The sequence below is a fragment of the Bradyrhizobium genomosp. I (2014) genome (assembly GCF_000261685.1).
In the GTDB taxonomy this organism is placed as follows: domain Bacteria; phylum Pseudomonadota; class Alphaproteobacteria; order Rhizobiales; family Xanthobacteraceae; genus Bradyrhizobium.
Genome location: NZ_AJQE01000210.1, coordinates 1 through 19,421 on the forward strand (window position 1 = coordinate 1; position 19,421 = coordinate 19,421).

Consider the following 19,421-nt stretch of genomic DNA (forward strand, 5'->3'; position numbering starts at 1 on the left):
ACTCTGCGAAGTCTCGTCCGTTCGCATGACCCGCTTGATCTGACGATCCGGACCCGCCAATGCCTTCTGTCTTCGAGACGTCGCCCACCGCCATCCCGATCACCTTCGTCACCAGATCGAGCTGGGATCGGGTCGCCGAGACGCTGCCGCCGGCGCAACGCCAGTTCGCAACCGCGAGCGCCTTTGCCGCCAAGCCGGGCAGCTGTCTGGCACTGCCCGCGCCCGACGGCACGATTGCGCAGGTGCTGTTCGGCCTCGAGGACGAGGGTGCAAGATCGCGCGACCTGTTCCGACCCGGCGCCCTGCCCGGCCTGCTGCCGCCCGGGACCTATCGCTTTGCCAATGCGCCGCACGATCCGCGGCTGGCGGCGCTCGCTTTCGCACTGGGCTGCTACCGCTTCGCCCGCTACCGCAAGGCTGATCGGCCCGACGTTCGGCTGGTTCCGCCTGACGGTGTCGAGGCGGCAGAGATCGAGCGGATCGCTGATGCTGCAATGCTCGCGCGCGACCTCATCAACACGCCGTCCAACGACATGGGCCCGGAACAGCTCGCCGCGGCCGCGCAGGCGCTCGCCACCGAGTTCGGCGCCAGCTTCGCCTGCACCATCGGCGAGGAGCTGAGGACGAACTTCCCGCTGATCCACGCCGTCGGCATGGCCTCTAGCCGCGCGCCGCGGCTGATCGACATCGGCTGGGGCGACCCTGCTCATCCCAAGGTGACATTGGTCGGCAAAGGCGTGTGTTTCGACACCGGCGGTCTCGACCTGAAGCCGTCGAGCGGCATGCTGATCATGAAGAAGGACATGGGCGGCGCCGCCAACGTGCTGGCGCTCGCGCGCATGGTGATGGACGCGAAGCTGAGGGTACGCTTGCGGGTGCTGATTCCGGCGGTGGAGAATGCCGTCGCAGGCAATGCCTTCCGCCCCCTCGACATCTTCACCTCGCGCAAGGGCATCACGGTCGAGATCGGCAACACCGACGCCGAAGGCCGTCTGGTGCTCGCCGATGCGCTGGCGCTCGCCGACGAGGAGAAGCCCGACCTGCTGATCGACCTGGGTACGCTGACCGGCGCGGCACGGGTCGCGCTGGGGCCGGATTTACCGCCCTTTTACACCAATGATGAGGCGCTGGCCGCCGACGTCGCGCGCTGCGCGGTGAAGGAGAACGATCCGTTGTGGCGCATGCCGCTGTGGCCGCCTTACGATGCCTGGCTGGACTCCAAGACTGCCACGATCACCAACGCACCGTCCGGCGGCTTCGCCGGCTCGATCACCTGCGCACTGTTCCTGCAACGTTTCGTCGAGCACGCCAAAAGCTGGCTGCATGTCGACATCTATGGTTGGACGCCATCGGCGAAGCCGGCGCGGCCCGAAGGCGGCGAGTGCCAGGCCGCTCGCGCCCTCTACACGTTGCTGAGCGAGCGCTATGCGTGATCCAGGACACGACCCAAGGCTGACGCCGGCGCGGGGCGACATCGCCGCGAAATATCTCGAAGGCAAGGTCGAGGCGGATCGCTTCGTCACCGGCGAGGAATTCGAGGTGGTCGGGGCGATCGCGCCGATGCGCAAGCAGCCATCCTCGAACGCCATGCTGTTGACGGAGGCCCTGCGCGGTGAGCGCGTCACCATCTACGATCGCAATGGCGAGGGTTGGGCGTGGGGCCAGCTCAATGACGATGGCTATGTCGGCTGGCTGCCGGATGCGGCGCTCTCGAAGCCGACGGCCGCGCCGACGCACAAGGTCAGTGCGCTGCGGACTTTTGCGTTCCCCGGCCCGTCGATCAAGCTGCCGCCGGCCGACACGCTGGTATTTGGATCAAGGTTCACAATAGCACGTGAGGATGGGGCCTTCGCGGTGACGCGCGAGGGAGCATTCTTGCCGAAGACGCACCTCGTTCCGCTCGATCATCGCGAACCGGACTTCGTCGCCGTCGCCGAGCGCTTCGTTGGCACGCCCTATCTGTGGGGCGGCAAGAGTAGTTTCGGCATCGACTGCTCTGGCCTCCTCCAGGTGTCGTTGACATCGGCGGGCATCGGCTGCCCGCGCGACAGCGACATGCAGCAGGCCGGGCTCGGCCGCGCGCTGGAGCCGCATGAGCGAGGCAGCTTGCTGCGCGGCGATCTGATCTTCTGGAAGGGCCACGTCGCCATCATCCGGGATGCCAGCACCATGGTTCACGCCAATGCCCATCACATGGCGACCGTGATCGAGCCGATCGAGCCGGCGCTTGCGCGGATCAGGGCGGCTGGCAGCGAGGTTGTTGCGATCAAGCGACTGTAATGACCGCCGTCATTCCGGGGCACGCGCATCGCGCGTGAACCCGGAATCTCGCACCATCACCTCTGGATTCCCGGTTCGCGCTAGGCGCGTCCCGGAATGACGGCAGTTCCTACGTCGCCACCGAGCCATTCCCGGCAGTTTCCAGCCGGAACGCGGCCGCGAACAGCGCGCGCGTGTAATCCGTCTTCGGATTCTTGAACAGCTCGGTAGCCTGCCCCTCCTCGACCACCTTGCCGCCGCGCATCACGATCAGATGGCTGGCGAGCGAGGCGACGACGCGCAGATCGTGCGAGATGAACATGTAGGTGAGATCGCGCTTGCGCTGGAGCTCGCGCAGGAGATCGACCATCTGCGCCTGGAACAGCATGTCGAGCGCGCTGGTCGGCTCGTCCAGCACGACGAAATCCGGCTCCAGCACCACCGCGCGCGCGATGCTGATGCGCTGGCGCTGGCCGCCGGAGAATTCATGCGGATAGCGGAAGCGCGTCTCCGGGTTGAGCCCGACATCCTCGAGCGCCTTGACGACGCGCGCCTCGCGCTCCTCGCGCGACAGCTTCGGCTGGTGCACGGAGAGACCTTCGGCAATGATGTCGGCGACAGACATGCGCGGGCTGAGCGAGCCGAACGGATCCTGGAACACGATCTGCATGTCGCGACGGAACGGCCGCATCTCCTGGAAGCGCAGGCCCTGGATGTCGTTCCCCAAGAATACGATGCGCCCGTTCGAGGAGATCAGCCGCAGCAGAGCGAGTCCCAGCGTGGTCTTGCCCGAGCCGGATTCGCCGACGACGCCGAGCGTCTCGCCTTTGCGCACGGCGACGCTGACACCATCGACCGCCTTGATGTGGCCGACCGTCTTGCGCATCAGGCCGCGCTTGATCGGAAACCACACTTTCAGATCATCGGTCGACATAACGACCGGCGCGTCCGGCTGCGGCGGCGCCGGGTCGGGCTTCGGCTCGGCCGCCAGCAGATCGCGCGTGTAGGGATGCTTCGGGCTCTTGAACACCTGCTCGACCGGTCCCTGCTCGACGATCCTGCCGCCCTTCATGACGCAGACGGTGTCGGCGATGCGGCGCACGATGCCGAGGTCGTGCGTGATGAACAGCAGGCTCATGCCGAGCCGCGCGCGGATCTCGGCGAGCAGCGCCAGGATCTGCGCCTGCACGGTAACGTCGAGCGCCGTCGTCGGCTCGTCCGCAATCAGAAGGTCCGGCTCGTTGGCGAGCGCCATCGCGATCATCACGCGCTGCCGCTGGCCGCCGGAGAGCTGGTGCGGATAGCTCTTCAGCCGCGTCTCCGGATCGGGAATGCCGACCTGCGTCAGCAGCTCCAGCGTCCGCCTGCGCGCCTGCGCATTGCTGGTCGGATTGTGCAGCTGGATGATCTCGCCGATCTGCGCCTCGATCGTGTGCAGCGGATTGAGCGAGGTCATCGGCTCCTGGAAGATGATCGAGATGTCGCTGCCGCGAATCTCGCGCATCTCCTGCTCGGAGCGGTCGATCAGCTCCTGTCCCTTGAAGCGGATGCTGCCCGAGGGATGCGAGGCGTTCGGATAAGGCAACAGCTTCAGGATCGAGAGCGCGCTGACCGATTTGCCGGAGCCGGACTCGCCGACCAGCGCCACGCATTCGCCGCGCTTGATCTGGAACGAGACCTCGTCGACCGCGAGCGTGGTGGCGCCGCCCTGGTGGAAGGCCACCGAGAGATCGCGCACGCTGAGCAGGGGCTGGTTGATCGCGTCCATGGCCTCACCTGAACGTCTTGCGCGGATCGAAGGCGTCGCGCACGGCTTCGCCGATGAAGATCAGAAGGGACAGCATGATCGCGACCGAGAAGAAGCCGGAGAAGCCGAGCCAGGGGGCCTGCACATTGGATTTCGCCTGGGACAGCAATTCGCCGAGCGAAGGCGATCCCGGCGGCAGGCCGAAGCCGAGGAAATCGAGCGCCGTCAGCGTCATCACCGACGAAGACACGATGAATGGCAGGAAGGTCATGGTCGCGACCATCGCATTCGGCAGCAGGTGGCGGAACATGATGACCGGGTTGGAGACACCGAGCGCCCGCGCCGCCTGGATATATTCGAAATTGCGCCCGCGCAGGAATTCGGCCCGCACGAGACCGACCAGCGAGACCCAGGAGAACAGCAGCAGGATGCCGAGCAGCACGAAGAAGCCGGGCACGAGCACCGAGGACAAAATCAGGAGAAGGTAGAGGGAGGGAATCGCCGTCCAGATCTCGATGAAGCGCTGGAAGATGAGATCGACCCGCCCGCCGAAATAGCCTTGCACCGCCCCCGCCGCGATGCCGATGACGGACGAGACGATGGTGAGGCAGAGGCCGAACAGCACGGAGATGCGGAAGCCGTAGATCAGCCGCGCCACCACGTCGCGCCCCTGATCGTCGGTGCCGAGCCAGTTGTATTCGAGGTCGCGGCAGCTCTTCAGCCCCTTCTTCTCGACCACTGGCTTGCATTGCGCTTCCGTCAACATCCAGGTGGGCGGCGACGGCGCCGGCGTCGGCAGGTCGAGATTGTGCGTGTCGTAGGAATAGCGGATCAGCGGCCAGACGATGCTGCCGCCCTTGTCCTTGATCAGCTTCTGCAGATAGGGATCGCGATAGTCGGCGGCCGTCTCGAAATCGCCGCCGAAAGTCGTCTCCGAATAGGTGACGAAGGCCGGCCAATACAGATGACCGTCGAACTTGATCAGGAAGGGCCGATCGTTGGCGATCAGCTCCGCGAACAGCGAGATCACGAACAGGGCAATGAATATCCAGAACGACCAGTAGCCGCGCCGGTTGGCCTTGAAGTTCTGCCATCGCCGCTTGTTAAGCGGTGATGGGGCGAACGGCTTGCGCGCGATCGGAACGGCATCGCCGGGCGGCGACGTCGCGGTGGTTTCGATCGGCGTCGGAGCGGTGATCGTCATCAGACCTCCCGCGCCTCGAAATCGATCCGGGGGTCGATCCACATATAGGTCAGGTCGGAGACCAGGTTGATCACGAGGCCGACCAGCGAGAAGATGTAGAGCGTGCCGAACACCACGGGATAGTCGCGGTTGAGCACGCTCTCGAAGCTGAGCAGCCCCAGCCCGTCCAGCGAGAAGATGGTCTCGATCAGAAGCGAGCCCGAGAAGAAGGCGTGGATGAAGGTCCCGGGGAAGCCGGCGATCACGATCAGCATCGCATTGCGGAAGACATGGCCGTAGAGCACCCGGTTCTCGCTGCAGCCCTTGGCACGCGCGGTCATGACGTATTGCTTGCGGATCTCGTCCAGGAACGAGTTCTTGGTCAGGAACGTCATGGTGGTGAAGGCACCTAGTCCCATGGCGATCAGCGGCAGCGTCAGATGCCAGAAATAATCGATGATCTTCCAGTACCAGGGAAACTGCGACCAGCCGTCCGAGGTCAGTCCGCGCAACGGGAACCAGTTGAAGAAGGAGCCGCCGGCAAACAGGATGATCAGCAGGATTGCGAACAGAAAGCCGGGAATGGCATAGCCCAGCACGAGAATGGTCGATGTCCAGGTGTCGAAGCGCGTGCCGTCCTTCACCGCCTTGCGGATGCCGAGCGGGATCGAGATCAGATAGGTGATCAGCGTCAGCCAGAGGCCGAGCGAGATCGAGACCGGCAGCTTCTCCTTGATGAGCTGGATCACGCTGACGTCGCGGAAATAGCTCTTGCCGAAATCGAAGCGGGCGAAATTCCAGACCATCAGCGCGAAGCGCTCCGGTGCCGGCTTGTCGAAGCCGAACTGCACCTCCAGCTTCTTGATGAAATCAGGGTCGAGCCCCTGCGCGCCGCGATATTTGGAGTTGATGGCATCGCCGCCGGCACCGACCTGGCCGGGCGCACGCTGCGCGAAGTCGCCGCCGCCCGAAATGCGCGACGTGCCGCCGGTATCGGCGCCCGAGAGCTGCGCGATCACGCGCTCGACCGGGCCACCCGGCGCGAACTGCACGACGACGAAGGAGACGAATAGGATTCCGAGCAGGGTCGGAATCATCAGGAGGATGCGGCGGGCGATATAGGCGCTCATCGCTATTTTGCCTGCTCGAGTTTGGCCGCCTTGGCGGATTCGTGCCACCAGATGTCGGGGGCGCCGACGCCGTTGGCATAACGCGGCAGCCTCGGTGGATGGCCGAACTGATCCCAATAAGCCAGCCGGTGAGTCTTGTTGTACCATTGCGGCACCCAATAGCGGCCGGCGCGGAACAGCCGATCGAAGGCGCGGCAGGCGACGGTCAGCTCTTCGCGGCTGTCGGCCGCCATGATTTTCTCGATCATGGCGTCGATGGCCGGGCTGGCGACGCCCGCCAGATTGTACGAGCCCTTGGTCGCCGCGACCTGCGACGAGAAGAACGCGCGCATGGCGTCGCCCGGCGTTGCCGACATGCTGAAGCGCTGGATCGTCATGTCGAAGTCGAAATCTTCCTGGCGCGCCTTGTGCTGCACAGCATCGACGAGGCGGACGCTCGCTTCGATGCCGAGCGTCGCGAGATTCTTGATGTAGGGTGCGTGGTGCGGCTGGAACGAAGGCTCGTCCAGCAGGAACTCGATCCTGAACACCTCGCCGTTCGGCAGCACCCGCTTGCCGTCCTTGATCGGTACGCCGGCTTCGTTCAGCAGTTGCTGCGCCTTGCGCAACAGGCTGCGGTCTTGCCCGGAGCCGTCCGAGACCGGAGGCGTAAACGGCGCAGCGAACACTTCGTCGGGAACCTGACCGCGGAAGGGCTCGAGCAGCCTCAGCTCTTCCTGCGAAGGAGGCCCGTTGCTCGCCATGAGATCGGAGTTCTGGAACGGCGACACCGTCCGGGCATAGGCGCCGTACATGATGGTCTTGTTGGTCCATTCGAAGTCGAAAGCATCGATCAGGGCCTCGCGTACACGAGCATCTCTAAATTTCTCGCGTCGCGTGTTGATGAACCAGCCTTGCGCGCCGGACGGCGTATCGTCGGGCACGACCTCCATTTTGACGCGGCCATCTTTCACCGCCGCAAAGTCATAGCGCGTCGCCCAGATGCGCGCGGTGAACTCTTCCCGATACAGATAATTCTTGCCTGTAAAGCCCTCGAAGGCGACGTCGCGGTCGCGATAGAACTCATACCGCACGACGTCGAAGTTATAGGTGCCGCGGCAGGGCGGCAGATCGGCGGCCCACCAATCCTTCACCCGCTCATACTCGATGTAGCGATTGACCTCGAACCGGCCGACTTTGTAGGGACCCGAGCCCAGCGGGGTCTCCAGAGACGATTCATCGAACGGGCGAGATGCGTAGTACGCCTTCGAGAAGATCGGCAGGCCAGCGACATAGAGCGGCACGTCACGCGCGCGCCCCTTGGCAAAAGTGACGATGAGCGTCGCATCGTCGAGCGCTTCCGCGCTGACCATGTCGCGCATCTGCACGATGATCAGCGGATGGCCCTTGGTCTTCAGCGCCGTCAGCGAAAACGCAGCGTCATGCGCGGTAAGCTTGGTGCCGTCGTGGAATCTCGCTTCGGGCCGCATCGTGAAGCGATAGACCAGCTTGTCGGGCGAAATTCGCACGGATTTGGCGGCAAGCCCGTACATCGCATCCGGCTCGTCGTTGGCCCGCACCATCAGCGGCACGAACGTCATGTCCATGCCCTGCGCGCCGTCACCCTTCAGGATGAAGGCGTTGAGCGAGTTGAAGGTCTGGTAAGACTGATTGTAGGCGCGCACCGACGGGATCAGCGAGAACGTGCCACCCTTGGACGCGTCGAGATTGACATAGTCGAAATGGTGGAAGTCGGCGGGATATTTGAGATCGCCGAACGCCGAGATGCCGTGGGTCTCAACTCCCGCATCCGATGCATGCGCACCACGCGTCTGCGCGCCCAGCGACGCCCCGAGGGCGCCGCCAACACCCAAGACCAGCACATGGCGGCGTGACATCTGCGTCATGCGGGGAATGTCCTTCACGACTTCTTTGCGATCCGTGCCGCCTTGTCTGCGTCGTACCACCAGATGAACGGGAAGGCGGACTGACCGTATCTGGGCAATTCCGCCGGGCGGCCGAAGCGGTCCCAGCGCGCAGTGCGCACCTTGTTGTAGGTCCACTGCGGCACGACATAGTGATTCCACAGCAGCACGCGGTCCAGTGCCTTGGTTGCGGCGACCAGATCTTCGCGATCGGTGGCGTAGATCACCCGCTCGATCAGCTTGTCGATCGCGGGATTCTTGATGCCGGCGATGTTGCGCGACCCGGGGATGTCGGCCGTCTTGGACGACCAGAACTCGCGCTGCTCGTTCCCCGGCGACTGCGACTCGCCCCACGAGTTGGTGACGATGTCGAAGTCCCAGTCGCGGGTCCTGTTCTCGTATTGGGTCGGATCGACCGTCCGCACGCTGACGGTAATGCCTAGCCGTTCCAGCGACGGCTTGTAAAACAGCGTGATCCGCTCGAAGCTCGGATCGGAATTCAGCAGCTCCAGGGTGAACTGGGCGCCCGTCTTGACGTCGACCAGCTTGCGGTCGCGCACCTCGTAGCCGGCCTCCTTGAACAGGCGCAGCGCCTCGCGCAGATTGTCGCGCACGGCTTCCGGACTGCCGCCGACCGGATTGGTGTAGGGCGTCGTGAAGACTTCGGGCGGGACCTGGGCGCGGACGGTTTCGAGGATCTCGAGCTCCTTGCGCTGCGGCAGCCCGGTCGCCATGAGATCTTCGATGCCGTCGAAATAGCTGCTGATGCGCTTGTACTGGCCGTAGAAGATCTGCTTGTTCATCTCCTCGAAGTCGAAGGCATAGTTGAGCGCACGACGCACGCGAGGATCGCTGAACTTGGAGCGGCGCAGGTTCGGCACGAAGGCTTGCATCACCCCCGAGCTGCGATTGGCGAATTCCTCGAGGATCACCCGCTTTTCGGCAACGGCCGGGAAGTCGTAGGCCGTCGCCCAGTTCTTCGCACTGTTCTCGGTCCGCCAATCGACTTGATCGGCCTTGAAGGCCTCGATCGCCACGGTGGCGTCGCGGAAATACTCGTAGCGCAGTTCGTCGAAATTGTTGCGGCCGACATTGGCGGGGAGATCGCGGCCCCAATAGTCCTTGACGCGTTCGAGCGCAATTGAGCGCCCGGCGACGAATTCCTTGACCCTGTATGGGCCAGAACCAAGCGGCACCTCGAGCGTAGTGGCGGAGACATCGCGCTTGCGGCCCTGCGCGTCCGTCCCCTCCCACCAATGCTTGGGCAGCACCATGAGTTGCCCGACGATCTGCGGCAGTTCACGGTTGCCCGGCGCGTCGAACACGAACTTCACCTCGCGCTCGCCGACCTTCTCGGCCTTCACCACGTGACTGTAATACGCCGAGTACATCGGATGGTGCTTCTTGAAGGAATCGAGCGAGAAGATCACGTCATCCGGGGTGACGGGCTTGCCGTCGTGCCATTTCGCCTGCGGCCGCAAACGATAGATGACGAAGGAGAAATCGTCGGGGTGGCTGACCGCTTCGGCGAGCGCGCCGTATTCGGTCGAGACCTCGTCGAGCGAGGGCGTCGTGAGGGATTCGTAGATGAAGGCGACGGCACCGGCGACCTGTCCCTTCACACCTGATACGACGATGTTGAAATTGTCGAAAGTGCCGACGGCGATCTGACGCGCGACGCCGCCTTTGGGCGCGTCCGGATTGACGTAGTCGAAGCGCTTGAAGTCGGCGGGGTACTTGACCTTTCCGAACAGGGACAGCGCGTGGCGCCAAGGCGCCTCAGTGCTGGATTGCGCCCGCGCTGCGCCGCTGGAAATGCCCGCGACGGAACCGAGGACGGGGAGCGCTGCAGCCGCAGTGCCATTGAGCAGAAGATCGCGTCGGGTTATGGCCAAATCAACATCCCTGTCTTGAAGGAGGCTACTCCTTTAAGTTCCTAATATAGACGAGGTTTCGACCGAATATGTGTTGCTTTTTCCTCATCTTGGAGACCGGGCGGCCGATGGGATGCGGCCAAACGCCCCGATAAACTGGCCGCGAGCCCTGGATAAGCAAACGGCCAGGCATTTCAGCCTGGCCGCTCATTCCAAGATGCGTTTCGGCGGCCTTATTTGGAGGCCGTCGGCAGCGGCTGCGGATGCTCCGACAGCGAGTTCAGATAGGCGATGACATCGGCGCGCTCGGAATCCTTCTGAATGCCTGCGAAGCCCATCGCGGTGCCCGGGATGAAGCCCTTCGGATTGGCGATGAACTTGTTGAGATCGTCGAACGTCCAGGTGCCGCCCTTGGCCTTCATCGCGGCCGAGAAGTTGAAGCCGTTACGGCCCTCGCCCTTGGCCTCGCCGACGACGCCGTAGAGGTTCGGACCGACCCGATTCGGGCCGCCCTTCTCGAACGTGTGGCAGGCACCGCACTTCTTTGCGGCGGCAGCCCCCTTCTCGACGGAGGCAGTCTGGAGCAGCTTTTCGATCGGCTCGGACGGTGCGGCCGCAGCGGCGCCTTCCTTGCCATGGCCGGCATCTTCCTTCACCGCGATTTCAAAGCCCGGCTTTTCCGGCATCTTGGGGGAGAACAGCGCATTCGCGGTGAAGCTCGTCACCAGCAGAACGAGACAGGTGCCGAGGACGGCACCGAGAATCTTATTGAGTTCGAAAGAGTCCATTTCCGGCCAGGCCCCACCGCAAGAAGGAAATAGCGGCCCAAGCGGCCGCCAGGACGAGCCTCGGGAGAATCAAAAACTTCCTTATTGTTTCCCCGAGTTTTGCCATTGAGATATCGGTTTGCCCGGGGTCTGGCAACCCGTATAAGCGAGCCGGCTCTCAGCCCGCCCCCAATCCATTTCTCAGCGCGGAAAACGCCTCGCTTCCAGGCCCTTGACCCCAGACCTTTGAACCCGATGATCGATCCCCGCATCCTGGTGCTGATACCGGCCCGCATGGCCGCCACCCGCCTGCCCGGCAAGCCGCTCGCCGACATCGCGGGATTGCCGATGATCGTGCATGTGCTGCGCCGGGCCGAGGCCGCTGCAATCGGCCGGGTCGCGGTCGCAACCGATACGCCCGAGATCGCGTCCGTCGTATCAGCCCATGGCGGCGAGGTCGTGATGACCCGCCCCGATCACCCCTCCGGCTCGGACCGCATCCACGAGGCCATGCAAAAGCTCGATCCCGAGGGCAAGGCCGAGATCGTGATCAATCTCCAGGGCGATTTCCCGACCATTGCGCCACAAACCATCCGCGAGGTGCTGCCACCCTTTGCCGACCCCGCGGTCGATATCGTGACTTTGGCCTCGGAAATCCACACCGAGGAGGAAGACCTCGCCCCGAGCGTCGTGAAGGCCATCGGTTCGCCGATCGGGCCGAAGCGGCTGCGCGCACTTTATTTCACCCGCGCCACCGCCCCTTATGGCAACGGACCGCGTTACCACCACATCGGCCTTTATGCTTACCGCCGCGCGGCTCTGGAGCGCTTCGTGTCGCTGCCGCCCTCGCCCCTGGAACGCCAGGAAAGCCTGGAACAGCTCCGGGCGGTGGAAGCCGGCATGCGCATCGACATCATGATCGTCGACAGCGTGCCCCGCGGCGTCGACACGCCGCCCGATCTCGAGACCGCCCGCAGCATCCTTTCCAAATCCTGAGCCGCTGTTACAAGGCCGACCAGGAGCACTTTAAGACATGAGCAAGATGAAGATCGCATTCCAGGGCGAGCCCGGGGCCAATTCCCACATCGCCATCGTCGAGGCCTATCCCGACGCCGAACCGATGCCCTGCGCCACCTTCGAGGACGCGCTGTCGGCGATCTCGTCGGGCGAGGCCGATCTCGGCATGATCCCGATCGAGAATTCGGTCGCCGGCCGCGTCGCCGACATCCACCACCTCCTGCCGGCCTCCGGCCTCTTCATCATCGGCGAATGGTTCTTGCCGGTTCGGCATCAACTGATGGCGGTGAAGGGCACCAAGCTCGAAGACATCAAGAGCGTCGAGAGCCACGTGCACGCGCTCGGCCAGTGCCGGCGCATCATCCGCAAGCTCGGCGTCAAGCCGATCGTGCACGCCGACACCGCCGGCAGCGCCCGCGACATCTCCGAGCGCAAGGACAAGACGGTGGCCGCGATCGCCTCGCGCCTTGCCGCAAAGATCTACGGCCTCGACATCCTCGCCGAGGACATCGAGGACGAGGCGCATAACACCACGCGCTTCGTGGTGCTGGCGCGTGAGCCGAAATGGGCGGCGCAAGGCTCCGGACCGCTGGTCACGACGTTCGTCTTCCGGGTGCGCAATTTGCCGGCCGCGCTCTACAAGGCGCTGGGCGGCTTTGCCACCAACGGCGTCAACATGACCAAGCTCGAAAGCTACATGGTTGACGGCAATTTCTTCGCCACGCAGTTTTACGCGGACGTCGACGGCCACCCCGACGACAAGGGCCTCGCTTTCGCCATCGAGGAGCTGAAATTCTTCTCTCGCGAATTCCGCATCGTCGGCGTGTATCCGGGACATCCGTTCCGCGCGACGTTCAGCGAAACGCAGGATTGATCCCTCACCCTCCCTTGGAGGGGGAGGGTCGGCTCACATTGAGCGCAGCGAAATGTGAGACGGGGTGGGGTGACGGTCTCTCCACGTCGAATACTGCCCGAGTGGAGAGATCACCCCACGCCGCTCGCGCTGCGCGCGATCGACCCTCCCCCTCCAGGGGAGGGTAAGCTACCCCGCTGCTCCAAGCCCGAACGCCTCCGCCAGCAGTGAATACGATTTCTTGCGCGCCTCGTGGTCGTACACAGCGGTGATCACCATCAGCTCGTCCGGCTTGCTCGCATCGATCAGCGGCTGCAGTTTCCTCCGCACCGTCGCAGGGCTGCCGACGAACAGGCGGGAGCGGTTGCGCAGGATCGAGGTGCGCTCGGCGTCGGAGTAAGGATAGGCCAGCGCCTCCTCGACGCTCGGCAGCGGGAGATATTGGCCGCGGTCGCGGCGCAGCCGGTTGAGATCGAACGAGCTGGCGAGCCGTTCGGCCTCCTGATCGGTATCGGCGGTGATGACGGCGATCGCGAGGATCGCATGCGGGACGGCGCGCCACGCCGAGGGCTGGAAGCGGTTGCGGTAATGCACCATCGCATCGACTGCATCGTGGGATGCGAAATGATGCGCGAAGGCGAAGCCCATGCCGACTTGGGCGGCCAGCTCCGAGGAATAATCGCTGGAACCGAGCAGCCAGATCGGCGGCAGCCTGGTGTCGTCGGGCATGGCGACGACGTTGTTGTAGGGGTGTCCCGCAGGAAATTCGCGGGTCTCCCACAGAATCAACTCGTGCAGCCGCTCCAGGAAATCGTCACCCTCGCGGCGGTCGAGGCGACTGCGGAGCGCGTAAGCCGTCGCACCGTCGGTGCCGGGGGCGCGGCCGAGACCAAGGTCGATCCGGCCGGGAAACAGCGCCTCCAGCATCTTGAAGCGCTCGGCCACCACCAGCGGCGCGTGATTGGGCAGCATCACCCCGCCGGAGCCGACACGGAGGTGCTTCGTCACCGCCGCGATCTGCCCGATCATCACGTCGGGCGCGGGGCTCGCGACGGAGGCGAGGTTGTGATGCTCGGCGAGCCAGTAGCGGGCATAGCCGAGCCCATCGACGTGGCGCGCCAGATCGATGCTGTTGCGCAGCGCCGCCGCCGGCTTGGTGCCGGTGGTGACTACGGAGAGGTCGAGGACTGAGAGCGGGATCATGGCGCGTTAACGTAGCGGAGGGCGGCGCGGCGGCAATGGGCTAGCCGCCCGGGTCTGACGTGTGCGGCCGCACGCCGGGTCGACCTGCCGCGATGGGATAAGGAAAATCGCGACAACACCCCTTTCCCTTTTGCCCACGTCGAATCAGGACGCTCGACGTCACCCCAATTGATGTTAATCTTATGAATTTATAGAGATAATTGTCAAAATACCATCTTCCCACTCAAAACGGTCGATCTTGAATAAATCGGGCATCTACTGGTCTAAGTGGGCCACTTCCCATCGTTGATGGGCTGTCGATCCAACCGACTTTGCCCTATCTTGAACTGCCGGACCTGGATGCGGCTGCCGGCCGCCGTGGCTGAGCGAGACCCTTGGAGCGAGTGGTGCCATGACCGACCTGACGACGCCTGTCCGAGCCGACGGGCAGGAACGGCACCTGAAGCAGCCTGCGATCTCCTTCGAGTTCTTTCCGCCCAAGACCGAGGAGATGGAGCGGAATCTCTGGGACACTATCAACCGGCTCGCCCCGCTCGAGCCGAAATTCGTCTCGGTGACCTATGGCGCCGGCGGCTCGACCCGCGAGCGCACCCATTCCACCATCGCCCGCATCCTCAAGGAGACCGCGCTGCTGCCGGCGGCGCATCTGACCTGCGTCGGCGCCTCGCGCGGCGAAATCGACGAGATCGTCGACCGCTATCACGAGGTCGGCGTCCGCCACATCGTGGCCTTGCGCGGCGATCCCGCCGGCGGCATCGGTACGCCCTATTCGAGCCATCCCGACGGCTACCAGAGCTCGGCCGCGCTCGTCGCGGGGATCAAGAAGCGGCACGGCGATATCGAAGTGAGCGTGTCGGCCTATCCCGAGAAGCACCCCGAGGCGCGCGACTTCGATGCCGACATCGACACGCTCAAGGCCAAGGTCGATGCGGGTGCGACGCGCGCGATCACCCAGGTGTTCTTCGATAACGACCTCTACTTCCGCTATCTCGATCGCGTCCGTGCCCGCGGCATCGACATCCCGATTGTGCCGGGCATCATGCCCATGCACAATTTCAAGCAGGCGCGCAATTTCGTCACCCGCGCCGGCACCACCGTGCCGGACTGGTTCGCCGCGAAATTTGAAGGCCTCGATGACGACGCCGAGACCCGCAAGCTGGTGGCGGCGACCGTCGCGGCCGGGCAGGTTCAGAAACTCGCCAAGCACGGCGTCGACACCTTCCACTTCTACACGATGAACCGCGCCGATCTCGTATTCGCGATCAGCCATTTGCTCGGCATTCGCGCCAAGACCGCCCAGAAGGCTGCGTAAGATCAGATGACCGTACCCGCTTCCGCCAAGCGAACCGCCCTCCTCGACGCCGCGCGCGAACGCATTCTCGTGCTCGACGGCGCCATGGGCACGATGATCCAGAACCTCCAGCTCGACGAGGCCGCCTTCCGCGGCGAGCGCTTCAAGAACTTCCATCGCGACCTGCGCGGCAACAACGATTTGTTGATCCTGACCCAGCCGCAGGCGATCGAGGACATCCACGCCGCCTATTTGCGCGCTGGCGCCGACATCGTCGCTACCAACACCTTCTCCACGACCTCGATCGCGCAGGCCGACTACGACCTCACCGACGTCGTCTACGAGATGGCGCGCGAAGGCGCCCGCCTCGCCGGCAATGCCGCACGGCGCGTTGCCGCTGAAGACGGCAAGCCGCGCTTCGTCGCCGGCGCCATCGGCCCCACCAACCGCACCGCCTCGATCTCGCCCGACGTTTCCAATCCCGGTTATCGCGCCGTCACCTTCGACGATTTGCGCAAATCCTATGGCGAGCAGATCCGCGGCCTGATCGACGGTGGCGTCGACCTGCTGCTGGTCGAGACCATCTTCGACACGCTGAACGCCAAGGCAGCCCTCTATGCGATCGCCGAAATCACCGAGGAGCGCGGCATCGACATGCCGGTGATGGTGTCGGGCACCATCACCGACAAGTCCGGCCGCCTGCTCTCGGGCCAGATGCCGGAAGCGTTCTGGAATTCGGTGCGGCACGCAAAACCGATCACCATCGGCTTCAACTGCGCGCTCGGCGCCGAGGATCTGCGCGCGCATATCGCCGATATCGGCCGCGTCGCCGATACTCTTGTTTGTGCCTATCCGAACGCAGGCCTGCCCAACGAGTTCGGCCAGTATGACGAGACGCCCGAGTACATGGCGCGCCTGATCGGCGAGTTCGCCCGCGACGGCCTCGTCAACATCGTCGGCGGCTGCTGCGGCACCGCGCCGGACCATATCGCGGCGATCGCCGCCGCCGTCGCCCCGCACAAGCCGCGCATCGTGCCGGAGATCACCCCGCGCCTGCGGCTCTCCGGCCTCGAGCCGTTCATGCTGACCGACGCGATCCCGTTCGTGAACGTCGGCGAGCGCACCAACGTCACGGGATCGGCCCGCTTCCGCAAGCTGATCACCGCCGGCGACTACACCGCCGCGCTGCAGGTCGCGCGCGACCAGGTCGAGAACGGCGCGCAGATCATCGACGTCAACATGGACGAGGGCCTGCTCGACTCGGAAGCCGCGATGGTGACATTCCTCAACCTCGTCGCCGCCGAGCCCGACATCGCCCGCGTCCCCGTCATGGTCGACTCCTCGAAATTCTCCGTGATCGAGGCCGGCCTGAAATGCGTGCAGGGCAAGCCGGTCGTCAACTCGATCTCGATGAAGGAAGGCGAGGAGAAGTTCATCTTTGAAGCCAGGATCGCACGCCGCCACGGCGCGGCCGTGGTCGTGATGGCGTTCGACGAGGTCGGCCAGGCCGATACGTTCGCGCGCAAGACCGAGATCTGCAAGCGCGCCTACGACATCCTGGTGAACAAGGTCGGCTTCCCGCCTGAGGACATCATCTTCGATCCCAATATTTTCGCGATCGCGACCGGCATCGAGGAGCACAACAATTACGGCGTCGACTTCATCGAGGCGACGCGCTGGATCCGCCAGAACCTGCCGGGCGCGCATGTTTCGGGCGGCGTCTCCAATTTGTCGTTCTCGTTCCGCGGCAACGAGCCGGTGCGCGAGGCCATGCACTCGGTGTTCCTGTATCACGCCATCAAGGCCGGCATGGACATGGGCATCGTCAATGCCGGCCAGATGATCGTCTATGACGACATCGATCCGGAGCTGCGCCAGACCTGCGAGGACGTCGTCCTCAATCGCGACGCGGGCGCCTCCGAGCGCCTGCTGGCGCTCGCCGAAAAATTCCGCGGCAAGAAGACGGAAAGCAAGGAAGCCGACCTCGCCTGGCGCGAATGGCCGGTGGAGAAGCGGCTGTCGCATTCGCTGGTGCACGGCATCACCGAATTCATCGAGCAGGACACCGAAGAGGCCCGCAAGAATTCCTCGCGCCCGCTCGACGTCATCGAGGGCCCGCTGATGGCCGGCATGAACGTGGTCGGCGACCTCTTCGGCGACGGCAAGATGTTCCTGCCGCAGGTGGTGAAGTCCGCCCGCGTCATGAAGCAGGCCGTGGCTTACCTGATGCCGTTCATGGAGGAAGAGAAGGCGCGCAACCTCGCGAGCGGCCTCGGCACCGAGGGCTCCTCGTCCGCCGGCAAGATCGTGCTCGCAACGGTGAAGGGCGACGTCCACGACATCGGCAAGAACATCGTCGGCATCGTGCTCCAGTGCAACAATTTCGAGGTCATCGACCTCGGCGTGATGGTGCCGGCGGCGAAGATCGTCGAGACCGTGAAGGCGGAGAAGGCCGACATCGTCGGGCTGTCGGGCCTGATCACGCCTTCGCTCGACGAGATGGCGTTCTTCGCCGGCGAATTGCAGCGCGAAGGCCTCAAGCTGCCGCTCCTGATCGGTGGCGCCACGACGAGCCGCGTGCATACCGCGGTGAAGATCGACCCGAGCTATCGCGCCGGTCCGGTCGTGCATGTCAACGACGCCAGCCGCGCCGTCGGCGTCGCCTCCTCGCTGCTCTCGCCGGAGAAGCGCGAAGCCTATGCCGCCGAGGTGCGGGCCGAATACGCCAGGATCTCGGAGGCGCATCTGCGCGCGCAGGCCGACAAGAAGCGCCTGAAGCTCTCTGACGCCCGCGCCAACCGCGTGCCGGTCGACTTCGCCAGGAGCAAGCCGGTGAAGCCGACCTTCCTCGGCATTCGCAGCTTCGACGAATACGACCTCGCCGAGCTCGTGCCGTACATCGACTGGACGCCGTTCTTCCAGACCTGGGAGCTCGCCGGGCGTTTCCCCGCCATCCTCGACGACGCCAAGGTCGGCGAGGTCGCGCGCTCGCTCTATGACGATGCCCGCAAGATGCTCGACACCATCGTCAATGAGAAATGGTTCCGGGCGCGCGCCACGATCGGCTTCTGGCCGGCGAATACTGAAGGCGACGACATCGTGCTCTATGCCGACGACAGCCGGACCAAGCCAATTGCGACGCTGCACACGCTGCGCCAGCAGCTGGAGAAGCGCGAGGGCCGCTTCAACGCGGCGCTCGCCGACTTCATCGCGCCCGCCGGCGTGCCCGACTATATCGGCGGCTTCGTCGTCACCGCAGGGATCGGCGAGGACGCGGTCGCCGACCGCTTCAGAAAAGCGAACGACGACTACTCCTCGATCCTGTGCAAGGCGCTGGCCGACCGCCTTGCGGAGGCCTTCGCCGAGCGCATGCATGCCCGCGTGCGCCGCGAGTTCTGGGCCTATGCGCCGGATGAAGCGCTCTCCAACGAGGAGCTGATCCTGGAGAAGTATCAGGGCATCCGTCCCGCGCCCGGCTATCCCGCCCAGCCCGATCACACCGAGAAGGCGACGCTGTTCGAGCTGCTCGACGCGGAAGCGACCGCTGGCGTGAAGCTGACCGAGAGCTTTGCGATGTGGCCGGGCTCGTCCGTATCAGGGCTCTATTTCGCGAACCCCGAGAGCTATTATTTCGGCGTCGGCAAGATCGAGCGCGACCAGGTCGAGGACTACGCCGCGCGCAAGGGCATGAGCGTCGCGGAGGCCGAGCGCTGGCTGGCGCCGGTGCTGAACTACATCCCGTCGCAACAGACCGACAAGGCCTTTGCGGCAACGGCGGCGAACGACGAGACCTCGAAGGATCTCGCCTCGCATCCGCCTGGCTGCACCTGCGCGATGCACCTCGTCTGGCAGAAGAAGCGTGCGGGGGCGGGATAGCTCCGAACACGAAAAGTGAAAAACAACCCCATGCACAGTAGCGATGGGGTTGAAAGGGTTGAGCATTTTCGGTGTCGCCGAAGGCCGATTTGCGACGTCGGGCAAAACAGGGGTATTGTTGCATCATCGGCTCACGTGCCCACTGAAGCGCCGCCGGCGGATGCGTCATTCACCCTTGCAATGCGCACGGTGCCCATCCTCCCCTGAAGGAGGAGGATCGGTTCGCATGGAGCGAAGCGGAATGCGGACCGAGGTGGGGTGAAGGTCTCTCGACACCCAACGCTGCCCGTGCGGAGAGATCACCCCACCCCGCTCGC

Annotated in this window: 13 protein-coding genes; 6 read left to right on the forward strand and 7 right to left on the reverse strand. The window is 64.4% G+C overall.

The window, feature by feature from the left end; all coding sequences use genetic code 11:
• Positions 1–59: 59 nt before the first annotated feature.
• Positions 60–1,433 carry a leucyl aminopeptidase family protein gene (locus tag IC50_RS20380; protein ID WP_035708749.1) on the forward strand — a complete coding sequence of 458 codons (1,374 nt, stop codon included), beginning with the start codon at positions 60–62 and terminating at the stop codon, positions 1,431–1,433.
• The gene (locus tag IC50_RS20385; RefSeq protein WP_035708752.1) at positions 1,426–2,280 is read left to right on the forward strand and encodes a C40 family peptidase; all 855 of its coding nucleotides are present in this window, start codon (positions 1,426–1,428) and stop codon (positions 2,278–2,280) included. Before IC50_RS20380 ends, IC50_RS20385 begins: the two co-directional genes overlap by 8 nt.
• Before the next feature lie 109 nt (positions 2,281–2,389).
• On the opposite strand, the gene IC50_RS20390 is transcribed toward IC50_RS20385, so the two are convergent.
• The 6 genes from IC50_RS20390 to IC50_RS20415 all read right to left on the reverse strand — a co-directional run bounded on the left by IC50_RS20390 (position 2,390) and on the right by IC50_RS20415 (position 10,885).
• The gene (locus tag IC50_RS20390; protein ID WP_035708755.1) at positions 2,390–4,027 is read right to left on the reverse strand and encodes an ABC transporter ATP-binding protein; all 1,638 of its coding nucleotides are present in this window, start codon (positions 4,025–4,027) and stop codon (positions 2,390–2,392) included.
• A 4-nt stretch (positions 4,028–4,031) separates the two neighbouring features.
• Positions 4,032–5,210 (reverse strand): ABC transporter permease, encoded by a 1,179-nt coding sequence (locus IC50_RS20395; protein WP_035708758.1) that lies wholly within the window; start codon positions 5,208–5,210, stop codon positions 4,032–4,034.
• Positions 5,210–6,319: a microcin C ABC transporter permease YejB gene (locus tag IC50_RS20400; protein ID WP_035708761.1), complete on the reverse strand. Its 1,110-nt coding sequence runs from the start codon at positions 6,317–6,319 to the stop codon at positions 5,210–5,212. The genes IC50_RS20395 and IC50_RS20400 overlap by 1 nt, the downstream gene beginning before the upstream one ends.
• 2 nt (positions 6,320–6,321) lie before the next feature.
• Positions 6,322–8,205 (reverse strand): extracellular solute-binding protein, encoded by a 1,884-nt coding sequence (locus tag IC50_RS20405; RefSeq protein WP_035708780.1) that lies wholly within the window; start codon positions 8,203–8,205, stop codon positions 6,322–6,324.
• Positions 8,206–8,219: 14 nt separating this feature from the next.
• Positions 8,220–10,118, reverse strand: coding sequence for an extracellular solute-binding protein (locus IC50_RS20410; protein ID WP_035708763.1), 1,899 nt, complete (start codon positions 10,116–10,118; stop codon positions 8,220–8,222).
• A gap of 212 nt (positions 10,119–10,330) precedes the next feature.
• Positions 10,331–10,885, reverse strand: a complete 555-nt coding sequence (locus tag IC50_RS20415; protein WP_035708766.1) for a c-type cytochrome — start codon at positions 10,883–10,885, stop codon at positions 10,331–10,333.
• 234 nt (positions 10,886–11,119) lie between these two features.
• Between IC50_RS20415 and IC50_RS20420 the strand changes: the two genes are divergently transcribed.
• Together IC50_RS20420 and IC50_RS20425 are read left to right on the forward strand one after the other, a co-directional pair.
• Entirely contained in the window at positions 11,120–11,860 is a 741-nt protein-coding gene (locus tag IC50_RS20420) for a 3-deoxy-manno-octulosonate cytidylyltransferase (protein WP_035708768.1), read from the forward strand.
• A 37-nt stretch (positions 11,861–11,897) separates the two neighbouring features.
• Positions 11,898–12,755 (forward strand): prephenate dehydratase, encoded by an 858-nt coding sequence (locus tag IC50_RS20425; RefSeq protein WP_035708772.1) that lies wholly within the window; start codon positions 11,898–11,900, stop codon positions 12,753–12,755.
• Positions 12,756–12,923: 168 nt separating this feature from the next.
• Here IC50_RS20425 and IC50_RS20430 read toward each other — a convergent pair whose 3' ends face one another.
• Complete coding sequence (locus tag IC50_RS20430; RefSeq protein WP_035708775.1) at positions 12,924–13,937, reverse strand: LLM class flavin-dependent oxidoreductase; 1,014 nt, start codon at positions 13,935–13,937, stop codon at positions 12,924–12,926.
• Between the two features lie 391 nt (positions 13,938–14,328).
• Between IC50_RS20430 and metF the strand changes: the two genes are divergently transcribed.
• Both metF and metH read left to right on the forward strand, forming a co-directional pair.
• Positions 14,329–15,249 (forward strand): methylenetetrahydrofolate reductase [NAD(P)H], encoded by a 921-nt coding sequence (gene metF, locus IC50_RS20435; protein ID WP_035708778.1) that lies wholly within the window; start codon positions 14,329–14,331, stop codon positions 15,247–15,249.
• Between the two features lie 6 nt (positions 15,250–15,255).
• The gene (gene metH, locus IC50_RS20440; protein WP_035708779.1) at positions 15,256–19,104 is read left to right on the forward strand and encodes a methionine synthase; all 3,849 of its coding nucleotides are present in this window, start codon (positions 15,256–15,258) and stop codon (positions 19,102–19,104) included.
• The last annotated feature ends 317 nt before the right edge of the window (positions 19,105–19,421 follow it).